We start from the raw sequence: 20,275 nt of genomic DNA, 5'->3' as shown, positions 1-20,275 counted from the left end.
ACGCTTCAATTTAACAGAAGTTTCTCCACAGGTCAACCACAAGGAGCGAGCGATGGACATCCTCACCGAAGAAAAAAAAGCGTTTTTTGACACCTTTGGATTTCTCGCATTTCCGGGGTTATTGGCAGATTGCATCGACGAAATTATCGATGCATTTGAAACGATATGGGCACAACGGGGTGGTGGACACAACGGACAACCGCACGACGGCATCCGTCGATCGTGCATTGTGCCATTTATCGACCAGCACGAACGGCTGTGCGCCCTCTTAGATGACCCGCGAATAAAAGAAATCCTGGTCGGATTACTCGGTGAAAATTTCAACTACATGGGATCAGACGGAAATTACTATGCCGGAGACACGCAATGGCATTCGGATGGCTGGGGCAAGGAAATTCGATTTGTAAAAATTGCCCTGTATCTGGATCACTTAACGCGCGACACGGGTTGTCTGCGCGTCATCCCCGGGAGTCACCATCTCAAAGATCAATATGCAAATAATGTCGAAAACACCGTCCGAAATTCCCACGAGCAATGGGGCATACACGGACCGGATGTACCTGCACTACCACTGGAAACCAATCCGGGCGATGTCGTCTTATTCAACCACAACCTCAAACACGCGGCCTTTGGCGGCAGTCCACGTCGGCGAATGTTCACCATCAACTGCAGCGAACGCTTCCCTGAAGATGAAGAACACATTGAACTGTTAAAAACACAGATTGCCGTACGCGCGCGGTTCTGGATTGATCGCGCTTACGGAAAAATCATGGTCGCAACCGCTGGTCCCGAACGCAAAAAACATCTATCGCAAGTCATGGCCCACGATGGTCACCTCGCCGAACTCGCCGCACGCGCGCGGAAAGAAATGCCCGAGCCATCGCGCGGATAACGCGGACACGATCAAAACCAGAAAGCCCTGTGATGTCGAGTTGCAGGGCTTTTGAATATTAGGCGAAATTTTTATTTAGGAATCCGCGCTTTCGGGTCACATATATATAGCGGACGGAAAAACAAGCGGTCAGCGGCCAGCTAAAAACCTTCTGGATCGCGGCTCAAAATCATGCCGCGATGACGGCGGCTAAAGCATGCCCCTGCATGGTTTAAGCAGGGGACATGCCGCGATGACAGACCGTTCCCAGCACAACAATCGTCTATCCGGAGTTACAATGAGCAAACGCGATGCAGAGCAAGTACAAAAAGTATTGTCTGGCGACCAGACAGCTTACGAACCGCTGGTTGAGGCGTATCAAGGGCGCATCTATGCCTTTGTGGCTGGTCGAATCCGCAACTTTTCCGCAACAGAAGACATCGTACAAAATGCGTTTGTGGAGGCATACATGCACCTCAAGTCTCTAAAATCGCCCGAAAAATTCTCCGGTTGGCTACGGGGAATTGCACTCAATCTATCAAACAAATGGATTCAACAAAAGCGTCCCGTCGTCTCAATTGACGATACATCACAAGATGTAACGCCTGAAATATCAGAACTTCCATTGCCAGACTTGCCCGACGAAGTACTGGAAAAAACCGAAACAAAAGAAGCCGTTACAGCCGCCGTGGATGCACTGCCAGACATTTATCGAGAATCGGTATTGCTCCACTACATGGAAGGCATGACCTATCCCCAAATCGCCGCCTTTCTCGACATCCCCGAAAGCACAGTAACGGGTCGCCTGCAGGTTGCGCGCAATCGCTTGCGCGACGAATTGCTCCCACTGGTAGAAGACACACTCCGCGAAAAACGCCCAACCTCTCAACTGACGCGCAAAGTAATGGCCGCATTACCCCCCCGCTATTGTACGCAGTGCCAACACAGGCAAGCCTACTCGCCAAACTGAAAGGAACAGGCATGATAAAAATAACGGGTATCATCGGCGCAGGTATCGCGGGAACGGGATTGTATTTTGGTGGGATTTCGGCAGTGTTGAATTTAGAACAAGAAAACAATGAGTCATTCCAGATGCCCCAAATACAGCTCGAATTGGAAAACCCCGCTCCAAATGAGCAGCCCATTCCTGAGAAAACTGATGCGACAGACGGAACAGAATCTTCGCGACAAGAAGTCAAATCCGATACCAATACAAGTGGCGACACACAAGCAGAAAAACTGGACTTCAGAATGGAAACTTCGCCACAAGATTCACTGGTAAAAATAGTGTACTGGATCCCTAAAGCGGTCTATTCGGATTCCGTCTTTATAGAACTCGATTGCTTCAACATCCAGGGGGCAAGAGCCGCTAAGCCGGTCAATAAAATGCACGCACCCGGTTCTTATACGACATTCTTATCTAAACAGGGACTTCCCGACGGAAGATACTATGTGAGATTAAGAGCAAATCGATCAGATAAAAACGCAATGGTACGCGCATTGAATCTAATTTGGACAGAAAGAAAGTGAGGCTCATCATGTATTTCAACAAGTGCAAACTATTAGTGAGTCTGGCGATGTGTCTGAATGCATATTCCGTGTGTTTTGCACAACAGCCAACCCATTCGAAAGAAGAAATGAATCGCTTTAATCAATTTAGGAGCGGATACCCACCCGAGACCACAGAGCAGTACTGGGAACGTATTTTGGGACTGGAGCAACTGCTTGCCGATTATCCCAACACCTTTTTGAAAGGCGACATCTCCATCACCCTGTTGAATTATTACCAGCATGTCACCGATGATCCACACCTGTTGATAGAGCTATCTGACAAAATGCTCGCATTGCGAATGTATTCCAACGGTGCTTATGAAACGGCTGCTCGGATACTCGTAGATAAGAAAGTTCGGTCTGATAAAACGCTTCTATATGCACAAAACGCATTAAAAGAAGCGCTGCAGAAACAAAAAAAATGGGGAGGTAATGGTCGAGGAGAACTAATTTGCCGGGATCTATTGGCGCGTGCTCATCAACTCCTTGGACAACACGACCGTGCTGTTGCAGAAATAAAGACCGCGATTCGCAGTTGGCAAACCCGAGAAGATTTAGGCGACCTGGAAATGGCATCTCGGCAGGCATCAGTCGATAAAGCAAAGACCCACTTGCTTCGGATCTATATCGACCAAAAAGCATGGACAGAGGCTTATGAACTCGCCTCAGAACTATTGCTCTCATCGATCATCCGCACGGATATAGCAGAATTATGGAGCCAGGCTTATGCTGGCAAATTCGGTTCAGGTGCAGGCATGAGCAAAGCATACGTTGCCTTAAAAGCCAAGTGGGATAAAAAAATTATCCAACGCGTCGAAAAAAAACGCATCTCACGCCCTGCACCCACCTTTGAAGTCCAAAAGTTAGACGGTGAGAAAATCACTTCAGAGGACTTAAAAGGCAAAGCTATGGTGCTAACATTTTGGGCGGGATGGTGCAGCCCGTGCATTGAAGAACAGCCCTATCTCCAAAACCTCAAAACGCAATTTCGCAAACAAAATGTTGAATTTTTAGCGATAAATATCGACCAGGACAGCTCAATGCGCCGGGATATGGTCGCCAGCTTTCGGTACCAGAGCGCACCGCTTTTAACCTTTGCATTGGGCGATCTGCAAATGCGAAAAGCGTTTGGCTCCGACGAGATTCCCTATACCTGCATCATCGATCAGAACGGACAGATTCGATATGAACGCAAGGGATTAGGTGCGGACTTCAGCGTGGCAATGGCGCATCAATTGGAGTGGGTCATCGGAATGAATGGAACACAGTGATCAGGAGGAAAAAAAGGAGTTCGGGAGCGAAAGCAGATTGTGATTAAAAATAGAAATTCACCAAATAGTTTCAACATCTGATTGCTGGATTCGATAATCTGTCGTGACAAGTGGTAGGCGGAGGTACTGTGCTGTTGCCGAAATCATACGATCTGGCATATCGGGTATTTGATCGCGTGGGATATTTTCCAACTGTTCTGCAATCGCAAGATCAAAAGGAGCAACTTTGAATCCCGAATCGGATCGGTGCAATGTAGCTTTCAAATCAATCAAATTCTGTCGAGGCAATCGATTTTTCTCAGTTAAGTATATAACCTCGACAATTGTTACTGATGACACATAGACTGGGTGACCCGATGTAATTGCCTCTCGAATAGCCTGACGCGCAACAGATGAGAGGTCTGATGACCGTGCTAAGAACCAGATAAATGAATGCGTATCTACAACCAGAGACATTGCGCCTAATCCTCTTGATTAAATTTATGCCACATCTCCTTTCGGGCTTCGGCTATGTCTCGAGCGGTTATTGGATCCATCTGATCCCACAAGCCTTCGGGATTAAAGAGCTTGCCTTGATCAAAGGCAGACGAATCTGGTGCGTTTGCCATAGGAACGAGTTGAAAGGCCGAACCATCTTCCTGCGTAATAACCACTTTCTCTCCATTGGCCGCTTCTTTGACCAATGCTGCAAGACAGTTTTCCGCCTCTGTAAGATTAATTTTGTGCATATTCTCATCCCTTCGGTATTCTCTAACAGCTGAGCGTTGTTCCCGGATGGTAATTATCCTCAAAAACAAAAAGTGTAGCAATGACGCGATTTTGTCAACCGCATTTCAAAACATCTCCGACTCACTCCAAAGAACAAATGAATCAGTTTTGCTTTTAAAATTTCCTAATTATTGAGGATTTCATCAATCTCCTCCATCTCCTCATCGCTGAGATCCCAACCAACAGTCGCGGCATTTGCCGTGACTTGCTCGGGCGTAGTAGCCCCGGCAATCACAGAACACACACGGGGATTGGCGAGAAGCCATGCAAAAGCCAGATCGAGAATCGTGTGATCGCGTTCCCGTGCAAACTCTTCCAACGCCTCCAGAATATTAAAATTTTTATCCGTGAACATACCGCGGTCGCCCTCTGCCAACCGCGTGCCCTCGGGCGCTGGTTCATCTCGGCGATATTTACCCGTAAGAAAACCACTGGCAAGGGGAAAATAGGGCAAAATGCCAATACCGTAAGACTTGCAAAACGGCACAAGCTCTACCTCGACCTCGCGGTCGAGCATACTATAGCGGGGTTGCACAGTCGAAAACGCAACCAGATTTTTCGCACGCGAAGTCCATATCGCCTCACAGACCTCCCACGCCATAAAATTGGAACAGCCGATATAGCGCACCTTGCCCTGAGCAACGAGATAATCAAGCGCGTGCAAAGTCTCCTCAATAGGCGTATTGGAATCCGTCTGGTGAATCTGATAAAGATCGATATAATCCGTATTGAGACGCTTGAGACTATCCTCGACCTCTTTGAGAATATGGTACCGCGAATTGCCGCGCATATTCGGTCCATCCCCCATACTCATCGACACCTTGGTCGCCAGAATAAACGCATCGCGCTTACCTCTAATCGCCCTGCCAATATAGGACTCCGACAGCGAATCCCCGTACATATTAGCCGTATCGATCAACGTAATACCTTCATCCAGCGCCTGGTCCATAACACGCGCCGTACTCCTCGCGTCAAGACGCCAGCCAAAATTATTGGTCCCCAATCCAATAGCCGAAACTTGAAGCCCTGAATTGCCGAGTTGCCGATATTCCATCTTGAAACTCCTTCATATTGTAAAAACACATTGCAAATTTACAAGACCGTTGTAAAAATGCATTGTAAACTTACAAAACTGTTGTAAGATTGCAATCTCACAGATACAAATAACCACCCGTAGAGACAAACTCGTATGTAAAATTAAAAGGAATAAGATGCAGAGAGGGACAAAGGCGTGTGAGAGCGGTTGAATTTGAGGCGGTCCAATGGGATAGATTGCCAGGTCTCATAGCTGGCAAGTTTGCCAATAATACTGCCGATACCGGCACCGACCCCAGAAATAACAACAGTTTTGGGACTCAGAACAATATTGGCAAGAGCGGACCATCCCGTCTCGGTACTCCTGTTCAAATCGGACGAAGAAAAAATGACACCAATACAAAAACCCGTAACCAGACCGGCTTTGAATCCCTTCCTGATATGGGATGTCTTGCTCAGATTAATTGACAGTTGATCCAGTTCCGAAGCCGTCAGGATTTTATACTCATCGCGCTTATGTGTATCTGCCAAAACGACCAAAGAATCGCTCACACTCGCAATAACACCCGCAAATCGACTATCCGCCGTCTCCAAAATGCCAATAACAGCCCGGTGCCCGGGTATGACGCCGGACCGGGTCAAAAATCGCCGCGCCTGGGGATTGAACTGCACGGCAATTCTTTTCGTCTTCTTTACGCGCAAATGATCAATAGACTGATAGGGTATGCGGCGTCTATAGGGCAACTGGTTTGTGACAATTGTAACCACATAACCCTGCGTGCGATTGATATAGCCTCGAAAACGCCTTTTTTGCGCGCCGGAAAAATACGCACCCTCGACATACGTCCCAATATCGAGTTCTTTTACTCTTTCACTTACATCACTCGCATAACTCTGCGTACAAAGCTGTACCAGCAAAAATATTAGAAGTATCAAGCAGGTCTTGAAGGTGTGAAAAAAGAAAAAAGACAAGATAGGCAATCCGCGAATGGAAAATATTACGTTTTGTCTTGGGACGGAATATAGCGGTTGGCAAGCTCGACATAATCCTCGCGAATCGGCGAAAAAATATCGAGAGCCACACAGGGACCATCTACTGCCTCGGCTCGGTGGGGCACGTGGGCGGGAATCAGAAAAGCTTCGCCGGGTTCAACAGTGCGAGTTTCCCCATCAATAGTGAACTTCATCTTCCCCTCAAGCATCATCCCCCCCTGCTCGTGGGGATGGCTGTGCATCGGCACCACAGCACCCGCATCAAATTCAACGCGAGAGAGCATCAAATTTTCGCCATAAGGCGTCCGAATGCGCACGCCGGGTGCGACTTCGTTAGCTGGATACTTATCCCAATCAATAAATGACATCTTGTTAAGCCTTCAAAAAGTTTGACATCCTATCCTTCAGACGCACGCGCCTCCGCGTCAATCGCGCCAAAGAGTTGCCGCGTCATCAAACGGGCTGCACTGGCGTGCATGCGCTGTCCCACAGCAGCGATTGGCCCGCCGATTTGCACATCGCCCTCAAACGAAATCCGCGTATTCTCGCCTTCAGGGGCGAGTTCTACAACGCCCTGTCCCCTAACAAATCCCGTCGTGCCCTTGATATCGACCACCATCGTATAGCGCTCGGGCGGTTGAATATCTGAAAGCGTGACACTACCCGTGTATTTGCCGCGAACGGGACCAATCCCCGCTGAAACGGCCATGTCATAAACCCCATCTGCCCTGTGTTCCAGCTTATCGCAACCGGGCATACAACGAGCGAGCACTTCGGGATCGATAAGCAATTCAAAAGCGCGCTCAACCGTCGCGCCAATGGTATGTGTACCCGTGAGTTTCAAAACGCCTCCTAAAAAAATACAGCCCCCTTCCCCGAAAGAGAAGGGGGCTATAAAATCAAGCTGCGCGTTCAATAGCCTGGCTCAATGCCCGTTGTGCGAACACGCGAGCCAAATGGGCGCGGTAATCGCCAGAAGCGTGGTGATCTTCCTGAAATTCCTCCACGCCATCAGCCGCATGGGCAGCTGCATCGGCAACAGCGTCAATACCCTGACCCACAAGCGCGTCTTCGACCGCAGGTGCGCGGTACGCCGCAGGTGCAACACCGGTAACACCCACAGCCACAGAAGCGCAGTTGCCCGCATCATCCAAAGTGACATGAGCCGCAACGCCTGCAAGGGCAAAACCGGACGCAGATTGTCGCATCTTGACATACGCACCACCCGAATTCTCGGGCGGCGTGGCAATGCGAATACCAGTAAGAACCTCGTCGGGTTGCAAATCTGTGATAAAAAGATCCACAAAAAAATCAGACGCAGCAACCGCGCGTTCACCATTGGGACCGGCAATATCGAATTGTGCATCGAGGGCGAGCATAGTCGCTGGCCAATCCGCAGCCGGATCGGCATGGGCAATACTCCCGCCCACAGTGCCCCGATTCCGCACCTGCGCATCGCCAATTTCCGCTGCAGTCTCGGGCAAAAGTGAACATTTTGAAGGCAACAAGCGATGGCTTTCCACAGCATAATGCGTGGCCAGAGCACCAATGGTAATGGTCTCTTCGCCCGCTGTCACTCTTTTTAAGCCAGCAATGCCGCCCAGATCAATAATGACCGAAGGCGCGGCAAGACGCAATTTCATAGACGGAATCAGACTGTGACCGCCCGCCAGTACTTTGGCATCGTCGCCGAACTCCTGCACCAGCCGCATCGCGCTTCTCATAGTTTTGGGTGCGTGGTAATCAAAGGGGGTCATCGTTCAAGTCTCCTGCATGAGTTTCCAGAGTTTTTCAGGGCGCAAAGGCAGATCGATATGTCGCACGCCAAAAGGTTTCAGCGCGTCAATCACCGCATTGGCTATCGCGGGCGTGGAACCAATCGTACCCGCTTCGCCCACACCTTTGACACCCATTGGATTGACGGGCGAAGGCGTGACCGTATTCGCCAATTCAAAGCGCGGGAAATTGTGCGCTTTGGGCAAAGCATAATCCATAAATGAACCGGTGATCATCTGCCCGCTTTCGTCGTAAATGGCTTCCTCGTAAAGGGCTTGTCCCACCCCCTGTGCAATACCGCCGTGTACCTGGCCTTCAACAATCAGCGGATTGATAATATTCCCGCAATCGTCAACGGCGATATAACGCTGTATCTCAACCTCACCCGTATCGGCATCGACCTCGACCACGGCGATGTGCGTACCAAACGGATAGGTAAAGTTTGGCGGCTCAAAAAAGTGCGACTCAGCCAAACCGGGATCTGTTCCCTCCGGAAGTTCCACACCCACATGGGCCACCATAGCAATTTCGCCCAAAGTGAGACCCGACTCGGGCGCACCCTGAACGCAGTATTTGCCGTCTTCAATCACAATATCCTGCGGATTGCTCTCGAGCAAATGCGCGGCGATATTGACCACTTTATCTTTCACCTTGCCCATCGCATGCACCATCGCCGTACCACCCACAGCCGTCGCGCGACTGCCGAAAGTACCAATACCGTATTGCACCGTATCGGTATCGCCGTGGATAATGCGAATATCGTCAATATCAACGCCCAAACCATCGGCAATAAGCTGGGCAAAAGTGGTCTCCTGCCCCTGTCCGTGGGGCGATACACCCGTGAGCACAGTAACCTTACCCGTGGGATCTACGCGCACAGTGCTGCTTTCCCAACCGCCAGCGGGCATCGCAGCAGAAGGACCCATCCCGCAAATCTCCACATAAGTGGAAAATCCAATACCGAGGTACCGGCCCTCTTCGCGTAATTCAGCCTGCTGCTCGCGCAAAGCGTCGTAATCCGCCATCTTAAGCGCTTTATCGAGCGCAGCCGTATAGTCGCCGCTATCATAAGCCAGCGCAGTTCCCGTTTCATAGGGAAAGGCATCTTTGCCAATAAAGTTTTTGCGCCGCACCTCCAGGGGATCCAGATCCAGATCGTGCGCCACCACATCGATCATGCGCTCGATGAGATACGTGGCCTCGGGACGTCCCGCACCCCGATAAGCATCCGTCGCCATTTTATTGGTAAAAGCGGCCGTGAGATTCATCTGCACATTTTTAAAAGTGTAAGAACCGCACAGCATCAAACCCGTAAGCGTGGGAATGGCCGGCGTGAGCAACTGATAATAAGCCCCCACATCCGCCGTAACCGTGTATTTGAGACCGAGGATCGTACCGTCGTCTTTCACCGCAAGTTCGACATCCCCGGTCTGATCGCGTCCGTGAATCGTATGCACAAAATTTTCACGCCGCCCCTCAATCCACTTCACGGGCTGCCCGAGATATTTTGCCATATGCCCGAGCAGAGCCTCTTCGGCGTACACATTGAGCTTGCAACCAAAGCCACCGCCCACTTCGGGCGCGATAACGCGCACATGATTTTCGGCCATACCCAGCATAACGGATATTTGCGTGCGCAAAAGATGGGGAATTTGCGTAGATGACCATAAATTGAGCTGGTCTTTGCCGGGCAAATATTGGGCAACCACGCCCCGCGTTTCCATAGGATTGGGAACCAGACGTTGATGGTCAATCCGCTGGCTGACGACGTGATCGGCTTCGGCAAAAGCCGCATCAACATCGCCCCCGGCAATACTCCAGGTAAAAGCCATATTATCGTCCCAATCTTCGTGAATAACAGGCGCGCCATCGGCAAAAGCCGCATCAGCTGAATTGATGGCATCGAGAGGTTCGTAATCGACCTCAATCAAATCCAGTGCATCTTGAGCAATGTACGCATCAGTCGCTGCAACAGCGGCGATGGGTTCACCAACAAAACGCACTTTTCCCGTAGCGAGCACGGGATGGTGGGGCACCTTAATACCCGGAAATCCCTCCGGATCTGTAGCTGCACAGGGAATCCCACCAATGACGTCTTTGACATCATCGCCAGTGACAACAGACTTGACGCCGGATAAATTTTGAGCCGCATCGGTATTAACACTATTGATGCGCGCATGGGCATAAGGGCTTCGCAAAATCGCGACATGCAACAAATTGGGCAACTTGATGTCATCGACGTAATGAGCAAGGCCCTGAATCAATCGGGGGTCTTCTCGGCGCTTAATACGGGCGCCAACAGATTTGCTAACAGGCATGGGGCGCCTCCTATGTGGTCATTTTTTTCGATGCGTATTGAACCGCATCGACAATGTGTTGGTACCCTGTACAGCGGCACAAATTGCCTTCTATACCGCGACGAATATCGGCTTCGCTGGGTTTGGGATTGCGTTCTAAAAGCTGGTGCGCGGCAATAATCATGCCCGGGGTACAAAAACCGCACTGCAATCCGTGACACTCCCAGAAGCCCTCCTGAATAGGGTGCAATTCACCATTTTGGGCAAGGCCCTCAATGGTCGTAATTTCAGCACCATCGGCTTGCACTGCCAAAACCGTACACGATTTGACAGCATCTCCATTGAGCATCACACTGCACGCGCCACATAGGCTGGTCTCGCAGCCCACATGCGTGCCAGTAAGCCCGACGACATCGCGCAAAAAATGCACGAGCAACATCCGCGGTTCCACGTCGTGACTTTGATGCTCCCCGTTCACAGTGACTTCAATTTTCACGCAAGCCTCCTTTGAAAAGGGGGGGAAGAAAAAATAAACTTACACTCTACCGCAAGATATGGCGCATGAGAACGCCATGCAAATAGTTTCTCTAACGCACAGGTGAACCGTCTTGGGATACGACCCATTATTTATTTTTTTCTTCATCTAATTTTTCAAGTGCTTTGCGGGCAGATTCTTGTTTGGGCCTCCACTTGAGAGCAGTTTGGAACGCCTCGCGAGCCTTTTGGATTTCGTTTTGATGAAGATAAATTTGCCCTATCCGGTTATATGCGTTACCTCTTGTTCGGTCTGAACCTGGTGGTAGAATTTGCAGACACTCTTTGAAGTATTCAAGACCGAGGTCAAGTCTATCCCCAGATTCCGCTAATATGCGTCCCAAAGCGTATAATGCATTCATTTTACGTGCTTGAAATGTTATTATCTTTTCAAATGATGAAATAGTTGTATTGCGCCTTACCGATAGGGAATCGGTCGTTATCTGGAGACATTGTTCCGCAGCGCGATATGCTCGATCAGGTTGTTTGAGACTCAGCAAATAGGTACGGAGCGTACTTAAGGCACGACTGGAAAAAGGGTGTTGTTGCACATAAGATTCGAGCAACTCAACGGCTTCTTCACGACGTTCTGTTTGCCAGAGATGCTCGCCAAGCCATAAAACGGGCCGGGGGCTGGATGGGGCTTTTTCTAATGCGGTTCTCAACTCCTGTTCGGCTTTATCCCACTCATCCCTGCTGCGATAAATTTCAGCTTGTTCTGCATACCCCCTGATGGGATCGCGCATCTTAATCTGATCGGCCAGATTTTGTGCTTCTTCTTTTTTTCCCCCTACAATACCCGGTGCTTCAAGATGATATCTTATCAAGTAAAACCGCGCTTCAATATGGTCTGGATCCAGAGCAATGACTTTTTCCATGGCTTTTTTTGTATTGCGAGCGTGTCCAAACCTCTTGAAAATGCTGGCTGTCACCGCTTTTTCACCATACATTTGTCCCAGCCACCAGTAATAATTGGCATTGTGGGGATCGAATTTAGCGGCTTTCTCAAAATGGTCAACAGCATCATCTAATCTATTATCCCAAAATGCTAATCGACCTAAAAGAAAGTGTATCTCGCCTTTATCCGACGATGTTTTTAGAAGCGTTTGTAAATGCGCCTCTGCTTTCTCATAGTGTCCGGCAATAAATGCGTCGAAAACCTGGCGCAACGACGCATCGGCCTGTCCCATCAAGAGTAGAAACCACAGAGCCAGAATTAAATATCTCAAACGCATTATTTTTAACCCCTTTCGTAATTTGGCGAGATAGCAACTACCCATTATACAACAGGAGAAACCCATGAAAACACTTTACTACGTCGCCGACCCCATGTGTTCGTGGTGCTGGGGATTTCAGCCAGTATTGGAAAAAATAAAAAAAGCCGTACCCGAAAAGTTATCACCCGTATATATCATGGGAGGATTGGCGCGCGACACCGATGAACCCATGCCCGATGTGATGCAGGCACATATCCAGCGCGCATGGCGCGAAGTAGCGACGATAACAGGCGCGAATTTTAACTGGGACTTTTGGGAAAAATGCAAACCGCGGCGATGCACATATCCCTCTTGCAGGGCATTTTATGCGGCTCAAAATCAGGGAGCGGGAACTGAAATGTTCGAGGCAATTCAATGCGCCTATTACCAGGCAGCGCGCAACCCCTCAGATGTAGAGGTCCTCGTCGCATTGGCGGGTGAAATCGGATTAGACACACCGCGATTTGCCCGCGATCTATCCTCACCCGAAACAGAACAACAGATGCAAGATGGATTTAATATCAGGCGGTCGATGAATGCCAATCAGTTTCCAAGTCTCGTCGTAAGAAACAACGCGTCCGTAACCTTTATAACCCGAGGATATAACGACGCGGAAAACGTGTTGACGCGCTTGCGAGCTATAACTTCTGGATTACGGCTTTAAGCATGCCGCAATGACAAACCAAAACCTTCTGGATCGCGGCTCAACATCATGCCGCGATGACGGCGCTGTTGATGGGATTGATTATATATAAGGTTGATGCGGGCTGACCGCTGATAGCTGATAGCTGATAGCTTGGTTTGCTAACCTATTCCCAGAGCCTGCGAACATTGAGTTTAAAATTGGGCAACACGGGATCGCCATAAATGGTTTCCGGATCAGCCAGACAAACGACCTCTTCACCTGGACGATAGACATAAACATTTCGCTCTCTCGGATCGAGAAGCCAACCGAGTTGCGCGCCATTATCGATATATTCCTGCATCTTATCTTTTATCGTCTCAAGGCGATCTGTTCGAGAAAGCAATTCGACGACAAAATCGGGACAAATTGGAGCGAACTCCTCCTGCTCATCTTCTGAAAGCACCTCCCACCGCTCTCTTCTAATCCACGCCAGATCCGGAGCACGCACAGCACCATTGGGAAGGGTAAAACCCGCGGATGAATCAAAGCCAAAACCCGTTTCATCAGATTGCATCCAAATACCAAATTGACCGATAAGTCCAAAATTCCTCTGTCCAGCTTTGCTCCCTTTTAGCGGGATAATGATCACATCTCCTTCGCAGGTGAGTTCCATCTTCAGATCGGGATTGGTCTGACAAAATTCAAAAAACTCATGCCTGTCCATGCGCAATACAGACCCGAAATGAAGCGTAAGAGCATCTTGATCTGTTTGTAATGCAACCGCACTCATGGAAAATCCTTCGAATGCAAAAATCGAGAGAGCCTTTTCTACTTATTCCAAAAAATACTCACAATCAAAATTTTGTGCAACCCGATAAGCGCGTATTTCTCGTACATTCACACCACAGCGAACATCGCCTTGACATCCATAAGAAGTTTTGAAATATTAGGGAATTATATTTCCAACCGAAAACGGGAAGGAGAGCGCAGAAATGGCCGACCAAAACATACCGACACAAGATCAACAAAACGAATTGTTATTCATGCAACTGGTCATGATGTTTCAGGGCATGGCATTGCAAAACCTGGGCAAAGTGATGAACCCGGTAACCAACCAGATCGAGCGCAACCTGGAACAGGCGAAAAACATGATTGACATCCTGGGCATGCTGGACGAAAAAACAAAAGGCAACTTAAACGACAACGAGCAAAGATTAATGGAACACGTATTATTTGAACTGAGAATGAACTATGTAGATGAACTCAAAAAAGACGAAACAACAGAAGAGCAGACATCCGAAGAGCAAGCAGAAGATAATACCACTGAAAACGAAGCTCCTGAGGAGGAAAAAAATTGATCACATCCCAAAAGTGGTCGGCTTGCTGCTTACTCCTCATCATGTATCTACCCTTGAGTTGTGCTTATTACTCCACATCTGCCACGGGCAGTGGTGGCATCCGCTCCGTCGCTGTACCGCTGCTCGACAACGAAAGCCTCGAAGCCGGTATTCACCAGGCATTGACAGACAGCTTAATTCAGGGATTTGTCTCTGACGGTGCCCTGCGCGTAGTCGAAGAAGATCGGGCAGATGCCGTATTGCAAGGCACTGTCCTCGAAATCAAAGAAGAACCCTTTACTTATGGCGGACAAGCGAGTGCCGAACAATATCAAATCTCCGTCTATGTAAAAATGGCCTTTTACGACACGCGAGAAAAACAAACACTCTGGGAAATTGACCGCATGCGCGGCTACGGCATCTACGACGCGGCAAGCCAACGCGACCTCGCCCGCACGCAAGGCATCGGCGACGCGCTGCGAATGCTCTCCAAAGATGTCGTAGATCGAACACAAGTAGGAGGATGGTGACGTATGCCTGAAGAAAACGTAATCGTCGATGACTTCATGCAATTGATCGGCGGTACGCCACTAATTCGCTTAAACAACCTGGCGACATCCGACATGGCCGAAATCGTCGTCAAAATGGAATCTTTGAATCCGGCTCGCACGGTAAAAGATCGCATAGCCCTATCCATGATCGATGCCGCAGAACGCGACGGACACTTAAAGCCCGGCATGACCATCGTCGAGCCAACCAGTGGCAACACCGGCATTGGTCTGGCAATGGTCGCAACCGCGCGAGGTTATCGCCTGATACTAACCATGCCCGACTCCATGAGCCGGGAACGACGCGACCTGCTCGAAAGTTACGGCGCCGAATTGATATTAACACCGGGCGACCTCGACATGCCCGGCGCTGTCGCAGAAGCCGAACGAATCGTCAACGAATCACCCGAAACGACCTTTATGCCGCAACAATTCAACAACCCTGCCAACCCGGAAATACACCGCCAAACCACAGCTCGGGAAATATTAGAAGCCGTTGACGGTCACCTCGACGCCTTTGTCGCAGGCATAGGCACGGGAGGAACCATCACAGGCGTGGGCGAAGTCTTAAAAGCCGCATTAGACCATGTGCGCGTAATCGCAGTCGAACCCGCCAAATCCCCAGTCCTATCGGGCGGAGAGCCAGCACTACACGGCATCCAGGGCATCGGCGCAGGATTCGTACCCTCCGTACTCAACCGCGACATCTTTGATGCACTTATATGCGTACGCGACGAAGACGCCATCAAAACGGCTCGCAAACTCGGTCGCGAAGAAGGCATTTTGGCCGGCATATCCGCCGGGGCAAATGTATTCGCCGCCCTGCAAATCGCCCGCGACCTGGGACCGGGCAAGCGGGTTGCAACCATAATCTGCGACTCGGGCGAGCGGTACTTCAGCGTACCTGAATTCTTACAAGCATAGTTTGAACCCACTTACAACCGGAGATACTCATGAGCAATATCCCCAATTATTTGAAAAATTACGCCGACCTCTACGCCGACAACCCGCGTGCTGCTGCACTACAATGGTTCCGCGAAGCGCGTTACGGCCTGTTCTTACACTACGGACTCTACTCTCTAATAGGGCGACACGAATGGGTACAATTGCGAGAACTCATACCCGTTGCCGAATACGCAAAACTCATAGACGACTTCACCGCTGAAAACTTCGATGCCGAGCGCATCGCGCAATTTGCCGTTGACTGCGAGATGAAATACATCAACATCACCACGCGGCATCACGACTCATTCTGCTTATTCGACACAGCGGAAACGGACTTTAACAGCACCAATGCCCCAGCGGGCCTCGACTTGATCAAAGAACTGGCCGAAGCGTGTGATCGACACGCACTCGGATTGTGTTTGTACTACTCCCATGGACGAGATTGGAAACATCCACATGCCCCCAACAACGACGAATGGGGTGGACAGGCAAGACCCAAATACGACCCGCCCGAACCGAGCTATGCCACTGGCTCCGCGCACAACCTGCAAATATATCTCGACTTTATGCAGGCGCAAATCACAGAACTACTCACAAATTACGGACCCGTAGCCGCAATCTGGCTGGACGGGGTTGCCGTTCCCAACAACGGCGACAAAGCAAAATTTAAGAGTCAGGAACTCTACGACTATATCCACAGCGTACAACCACAGGTACTCGTCTCCTACAAACAGGGCTTGCTGGGCACCGAAGACTTTCAGGCACCCGAACATCAGGCCGTAGAACAGGCAAACAAACCCATGGAAATCTGCACCACAATGTGTTCTGGACCAGGAGGAAAAGGCGTATCCTGGGGCTATCTCGCCGAAGGAGGCCACCACAAAACTGAGGAAGAAGTTTGGAAGGCACTGACAGCAGCGCGGGAAAGCGGTTGCAATCTATTGTTAAACACCGGACCCCTGCCCGATGGATCACTCGACGAAAAAGATGTACCAGTACTGCTCGCAGTGGGCGAACGCATTCGCAAAGAGGGATTTCCGAAATAAAAAGCGCGAATAGACGGAGCGGGGTACAACTGGCCGCTTCTCAGGCCAGTTCATAGACGAACCTCGCCCAACCACCCAAAATCTCTGGATTGCGGCTTTAAGCATGCCGCAATGACGACTTTCATGTACATTACCTGTTTCATTGATTCGCTGATTCGTAGATTCGCTGATTCAAGGAGCCTGACTTTGTGTCAGTTCAAACAACCGACATACAGGAACCCCAACCCCTGACACAACGATCGCCCTGGTGGGCAATTGCATTGGCTGTATTGATCACCGTATCAATCAACGCAATCATACCCTATACCCATCACTACATGCACACCATATCACTGGTCGAAGGCATGATACCGATGGGTATTTTTATGCCATTTTTGGTACTGATCTTTATCGTAAACCCCGCGCTGCGCGCTCTGGGATATGCATTACAGCCCTGGGAATTGATTTTCATTTTTGCGGTAGGCTATGTGAGCATGTCCATCAATGAACTGCTCGGGCGCGTACTGGCAACCTATGCCGTAATGCACTACATGGCAACGCCGGAAAACCTCTGGGAAGAATACGTCTTTGGCCTCGTCCAACCCTATCTCGTAGTCGAAGATGCCAAAGATCAACTGGCCTGGTTTTACGAGGGCTTGCCTCGCAACGCAACGATCCCCTGGGCAATCTGGATACGCCCCACATTCTGGTGGCTGAGCTTTATCGCTGCGCTCGGCCTGGGATCAGTCGCACTGGCGACAATCCTGCGCCGGCAATGGGTCGAACAAGAACGATTGCCATTCCCCTTTGCGCAAGTAGCCGAAGAACTCGCCGAAACAGCGGGACCAAAGGGATTTCCCGAATACATGAAACAGCCGCTATTCTGGGCTGGCTTTTCCATTCCCGCAGTTATCGTCCTGTGGTACATCATCGGCTACTTCGATCCCAGCTTCCCCGTAATTACCATAGGAATCCAAAATTACACGATCTCATTGGGACGGTACGTACCCTTCCTGCACGGGCGGCTCAACTTTTTAATTATTGGATTTGCGTACTTTACCGATCTACAGGTCTTATTTTCCATCTGGATATTCTGGGTACTCACCTGGCTTCAAATAGGGATGACCAATCGGCTGGGCCTGGCAGAGGGCCTAGGCGAATTTGCTGGCACGCGACAGCAAGCACTGGGGGGATTTATCGTCTTTTGTCTGTGGGGATTGTGGATTGCGCGAACCCACATAAAGGCAGTATTTCAACAGGCATTTCGTCAAACAAAAAACATGGACGACCAGAACGAATTGATGTCCTACCGCACTGCAGTCGCCACATTTCTCGCCTGTGCTCTATTTGCCATGTTCTGGTTATTCAAAGGAGGGATGACACCGTTTTGGGCCGTATTGGTCACGGTGTTCTGGTTTGTTTTTTACACTGGATTTGCCAAAATCGTAGCAATGACCGGACTCGTATTCCTGGAATCGCCCAGCAGCCTGGGCACCGGCATTATGGGATTCGCACCGCCCGATTCACTGTCGCCAAACACAATTGCCATGCGGCAACAAGTGGGCAGCATGTATCAAAATGGCAAAAGCTTCACCATGCCCGCTGCCGCCCATGCCGCCCGGTTGAGCATCAACCTGGGCAATCGGGCACGCGTACTGGGCTTGACCATCGCATTTGCATTTGTATTTTCGCTCATCGCCGCCGCCGCATCGACAATTTATCTGGGCTATACCGACGGCGCATTCAATTTTGGCTCGTACATGTTCCGAGTTGCCGCGCCGCGTTACTACGACGGCATTGTATCGTCCATCCGCGACATTGGCAAAGAGACCCACTACGGTCTTCGGATGGCATTTACGGCATTTGGCGCGCTGACAATGGGCATCTTAACCCTCTGCCAATACCGATTCACCTGGTGGCCTCTCCATCCCATCGGCTTTACAGTCGTAACCTTCTATTCGGCGCGCACCGCCATTTTATCCGTATTTCTAACCTGGCTGATTAAATTTATCATCTTCCGCCTGGGAGGAATCGCGCTGTATCGCAGGGCAAAACCCTTTTTCATCGGCATGATCGTGGGATACACCCTATCGCTCATCGTGAGCATGGGCGTCGATCTCATCTGGTTCCCCGGGCAAGGGCACAATCTGTATTGGGGGGACTAAACTTCAAACACCTGCGACACCCAATCGGACAATCGGGTATTGAGCGGTTTTAACATCACCAGCGCATCTTCGCGAGGGTGTGTATAATACGCTTTTCTGATCGCTATAGTCTCAAACCCCATCTTCTTATAGAGATCGATCGCAGCACAATTGGACATACGCACCTCCAAAGACACCACCTGCGCCATTTTCTCCAACAGATCAAATACAGCTTTCAGCGTTTTTCTGCCCAGCCCCTTTCTTTGAAAATCAGGCGCAATAGCCAAATTCACCAGATGAAATTCCCGACCAATCAAAAAACCCACAACATAGCCCGCAATCTCGCACTCGACCATAACCACCCGGCAAAAACTATTTTCGCGATTCCGCGCAAACTCAAAATCGCGGCGTTTCCATGGAGCGGGAAAAACAGCCTTTTCAATTTTTATAACCTGGTCGAGATGCGCAGGGATCATCTCCACCAGCACGGGTGTCATCGAATTATCCATCACCACTCAACCGCGCTTCTCGCACGCGCTCTGCTTGTGTTCGCCGCAAATAAAAAGGCTCTGCTGTCTCCGCATCATCTACCTCTCCCCGTTCGCAACGCGCCTGCCCCAGCAGCGCAACAGCCCCAGCAGTGGGGCGACCCAGAGTTGCATTTGCAAAATACGCATCTCGTCCCAACGCATCGACAATAACATCGCGATAAGCCTGGGCACCATCTCCCACCACAGTCACGGGACGCGGCAGACGCGTGACCCAATTGGAAACCGCATCTGCGCGATCGGGCATTTTCGAAATCGGATCCCCCGCAACGAGATCATATACCCCCGCATACACATCGCCTCGCCGGGCATCCAGCATCGGGCAAACGGGCATCCCTTCTACCCCTGTCCCAAAAGCCATACCCGCGAGGGTTGACACGCACACAAACACAAGATCCGCACCGCGACACAACCCCTTTGCCAGACCCATACCGATACGCAACCCCGTAAACGAACCGGGACCAGCAGCCACAGCCACGCCATCCAGATCGCCAACACTTAAACCCACCTCCCGCAACACCATTTCAACCATCGGCTGCAACCGTTCCGAATGATGTGAACCCAATTCCAACGTGTATTCCACAACCACGCGGGCATCGCAGGCCAAAGCCACACTGCATACCGGTGTCGAAGTCTCAATACCCAAAAATTTTGTCAACTTGCAATACCTCAAAACAACTTACGTTGCGACCCATCTTCCGGCGGAGTCTTCCCCAAATGCAAATACGCCCACGCCGTCGGTGGTGGCGCC

23 protein-coding genes are annotated in these 20,275 nt (G+C 50.2%); 10 read left to right on the top strand and 13 right to left on the bottom strand.

The annotated features are described in order from the left end of the window. The first annotated feature begins 52 nt into the window (after positions 1 to 52). From F4Y39_14470 to F4Y39_14455, 4 genes are all read left to right on the top strand, one after another. Positions 53 to 892: a phytanoyl-CoA dioxygenase family protein gene (locus F4Y39_14470; protein MYC14922.1), complete on the top strand. Its 840-nt coding sequence runs from the start codon at positions 53 to 55 to the stop codon at positions 890 to 892. A 196-nt stretch (positions 893 to 1,088) separates the two neighbouring features. Further along, positions 1,089 to 1,841: a sigma-70 family RNA polymerase sigma factor gene (locus F4Y39_14465; GenBank protein ID MYC14921.1), complete on the top strand. Its 753-nt coding sequence runs from the start codon at positions 1,089 to 1,091 to the stop codon at positions 1,839 to 1,841. Beyond that, a complete protein-coding gene (locus F4Y39_14460; protein MYC14920.1) occupies positions 1,808 to 2,401 on the top strand; it encodes a hypothetical protein in 594 nt (197 codons plus the stop codon). Before F4Y39_14465 ends, F4Y39_14460 begins: the two co-directional genes overlap by 34 nt. 8 nt (positions 2,402 to 2,409) lie before the next feature. Next, entirely contained in the window at positions 2,410 to 3,693 is a 1,284-nt protein-coding gene (locus F4Y39_14455) for a TlpA family protein disulfide reductase (protein ID MYC14919.1), read from the top strand. Between the two features lie 57 nt (positions 3,694 to 3,750). On the opposite strand, the gene F4Y39_14450 is transcribed toward F4Y39_14455, so the two are convergent. From F4Y39_14450 to F4Y39_14405, 10 genes are all read right to left on the bottom strand, one after another. Then, positions 3,751 to 4,149, bottom strand: a complete 399-nt coding sequence (locus F4Y39_14450; GenBank protein ID MYC14918.1) for a type II toxin-antitoxin system VapC family toxin — start codon at positions 4,147 to 4,149, stop codon at positions 3,751 to 3,753. Positions 4,150 to 4,154: 5 nt separating this feature from the next. Beyond that, positions 4,155 to 4,421: a hypothetical protein gene (locus F4Y39_14445; GenBank protein ID MYC14917.1), complete on the bottom strand. Its 267-nt coding sequence runs from the start codon at positions 4,419 to 4,421 to the stop codon at positions 4,155 to 4,157. 164 nt (positions 4,422 to 4,585) lie between these two features. Next, a complete protein-coding gene (locus F4Y39_14440) occupies positions 4,586 to 5,515 on the bottom strand; it encodes an aldo/keto reductase (protein ID MYC14916.1) in 930 nt (309 codons plus the stop codon). Between the two features lie 143 nt (positions 5,516 to 5,658). Beyond that, positions 5,659 to 6,432 carry a hypothetical protein gene (locus F4Y39_14435; GenBank protein ID MYC14915.1) on the bottom strand — a complete coding sequence of 258 codons (774 nt, stop codon included), beginning with the start codon at positions 6,430 to 6,432 and terminating at the stop codon, positions 5,659 to 5,661. 62 nt (positions 6,433 to 6,494) lie between these two features. Further along, a complete protein-coding gene (locus F4Y39_14430) occupies positions 6,495 to 6,857 on the bottom strand; it encodes a cupin domain-containing protein (GenBank protein ID MYC14914.1) in 363 nt (120 codons plus the stop codon). A 29-nt stretch (positions 6,858 to 6,886) separates the two neighbouring features. Further along, entirely contained in the window at positions 6,887 to 7,405 is a 519-nt protein-coding gene (locus F4Y39_14425) for a carbon monoxide dehydrogenase subunit G (protein MYC14913.1), read from the bottom strand. Continuing rightward, positions 7,389 to 8,246 (bottom strand): xanthine dehydrogenase family protein subunit M, encoded by an 858-nt coding sequence (locus F4Y39_14420; protein MYC14912.1) that lies wholly within the window; start codon positions 8,244 to 8,246, stop codon positions 7,389 to 7,391. The genes F4Y39_14425 and F4Y39_14420 overlap by 17 nt, the downstream gene beginning before the upstream one ends. A 3-nt stretch (positions 8,247 to 8,249) precedes the next feature. Next, complete coding sequence (locus F4Y39_14415; GenBank protein ID MYC14911.1) at positions 8,250 to 10,583, bottom strand: molybdopterin-dependent oxidoreductase; 2,334 nt, start codon at positions 10,581 to 10,583, stop codon at positions 8,250 to 8,252. A 10-nt stretch (positions 10,584 to 10,593) separates the two neighbouring features. Continuing rightward, positions 10,594 to 11,058 carry a (2Fe-2S)-binding protein gene (locus F4Y39_14410; GenBank protein MYC14910.1) on the bottom strand — a complete coding sequence of 155 codons (465 nt, stop codon included), beginning with the start codon at positions 11,056 to 11,058 and terminating at the stop codon, positions 10,594 to 10,596. 127 nt (positions 11,059 to 11,185) lie between these two features. Then, positions 11,186 to 12,397, bottom strand: a complete 1,212-nt coding sequence (locus F4Y39_14405) for a tetratricopeptide repeat protein (protein ID MYC14909.1) — start codon at positions 12,395 to 12,397, stop codon at positions 11,186 to 11,188. Here F4Y39_14405 and F4Y39_14400 point away from each other — a divergent pair. Beyond that, positions 12,396 to 13,016, top strand: a complete 621-nt coding sequence (locus F4Y39_14400) for a DsbA family protein (GenBank protein MYC14908.1) — start codon at positions 12,396 to 12,398, stop codon at positions 13,014 to 13,016. The two genes, F4Y39_14405 and F4Y39_14400, sit on opposite strands and share 2 nt — an antisense overlap. Before the next feature lie 145 nt (positions 13,017 to 13,161). Here F4Y39_14400 and F4Y39_14395 read toward each other — a convergent pair whose 3' ends face one another. Next, on the bottom strand, positions 13,162 to 13,767 hold the full coding sequence (locus F4Y39_14395) for a Uma2 family endonuclease (protein MYC14907.1): 606 nt from the start codon (positions 13,765 to 13,767) through the stop codon (positions 13,162 to 13,164). A gap of 202 nt (positions 13,768 to 13,969) precedes the next feature. Between F4Y39_14395 and F4Y39_14390 the strand changes: the two genes are divergently transcribed. The 5 genes from F4Y39_14390 to F4Y39_14370 all read left to right on the top strand — a co-directional run bounded on the left by F4Y39_14390 (position 13,970) and on the right by F4Y39_14370 (position 18,997). Beyond that, positions 13,970 to 14,335 carry a DUF1844 domain-containing protein gene (locus F4Y39_14390; protein ID MYC14906.1) on the top strand — a complete coding sequence of 122 codons (366 nt, stop codon included), beginning with the start codon at positions 13,970 to 13,972 and terminating at the stop codon, positions 14,333 to 14,335. Continuing rightward, positions 14,332 to 14,844, top strand: coding sequence for a hypothetical protein (locus F4Y39_14385; GenBank protein MYC14905.1), 513 nt, complete (start codon positions 14,332 to 14,334; stop codon positions 14,842 to 14,844). The genes F4Y39_14390 and F4Y39_14385 overlap by 4 nt, the downstream gene beginning before the upstream one ends. A 3-nt stretch (positions 14,845 to 14,847) precedes the next feature. Then, the gene (gene cysK, locus F4Y39_14380; GenBank protein MYC14904.1) at positions 14,848 to 15,786 is read left to right on the top strand and encodes a cysteine synthase A; all 939 of its coding nucleotides are present in this window, start codon (positions 14,848 to 14,850) and stop codon (positions 15,784 to 15,786) included. Positions 15,787 to 15,815: 29 nt separating this feature from the next. Continuing rightward, a complete protein-coding gene (locus F4Y39_14375) occupies positions 15,816 to 16,853 on the top strand; it encodes an alpha-L-fucosidase (protein ID MYC14903.1) in 1,038 nt (345 codons plus the stop codon). A gap of 188 nt (positions 16,854 to 17,041) precedes the next feature. Continuing rightward, positions 17,042 to 18,997 carry a hypothetical protein gene (locus F4Y39_14370; GenBank protein MYC14902.1) on the top strand — a complete coding sequence of 652 codons (1,956 nt, stop codon included), beginning with the start codon at positions 17,042 to 17,044 and terminating at the stop codon, positions 18,995 to 18,997. On the opposite strand, the gene rimI is transcribed toward F4Y39_14370, so the two are convergent. Further along, the gene (rimI, locus tag F4Y39_14365; GenBank protein ID MYC14901.1) at positions 18,994 to 19,485 is read right to left on the bottom strand and encodes a ribosomal-protein-alanine N-acetyltransferase; all 492 of its coding nucleotides are present in this window, start codon (positions 19,483 to 19,485) and stop codon (positions 18,994 to 18,996) included. The genes F4Y39_14370 and rimI overlap by 4 nt on opposite strands. Beyond that, positions 19,478 to 20,197 (bottom strand): tRNA (adenosine(37)-N6)-threonylcarbamoyltransferase complex dimerization subunit type 1 TsaB, encoded by a 720-nt coding sequence (gene tsaB, locus F4Y39_14360; protein ID MYC14900.1) that lies wholly within the window; start codon positions 20,195 to 20,197, stop codon positions 19,478 to 19,480. The genes rimI and tsaB overlap by 8 nt, the downstream gene beginning before the upstream one ends. Positions 20,198 to 20,275 lie beyond the last annotated feature (78 nt).

The organism is Gemmatimonadota bacterium, from assembly GCA_009838845.1.
In the GTDB taxonomy this organism is placed as follows: Bacteria; Latescibacterota; UBA2968; order UBA2968; family UBA2968; genus VXRD01.
This window is presented reverse-complemented; position numbering and strand designations above follow the sequence as displayed.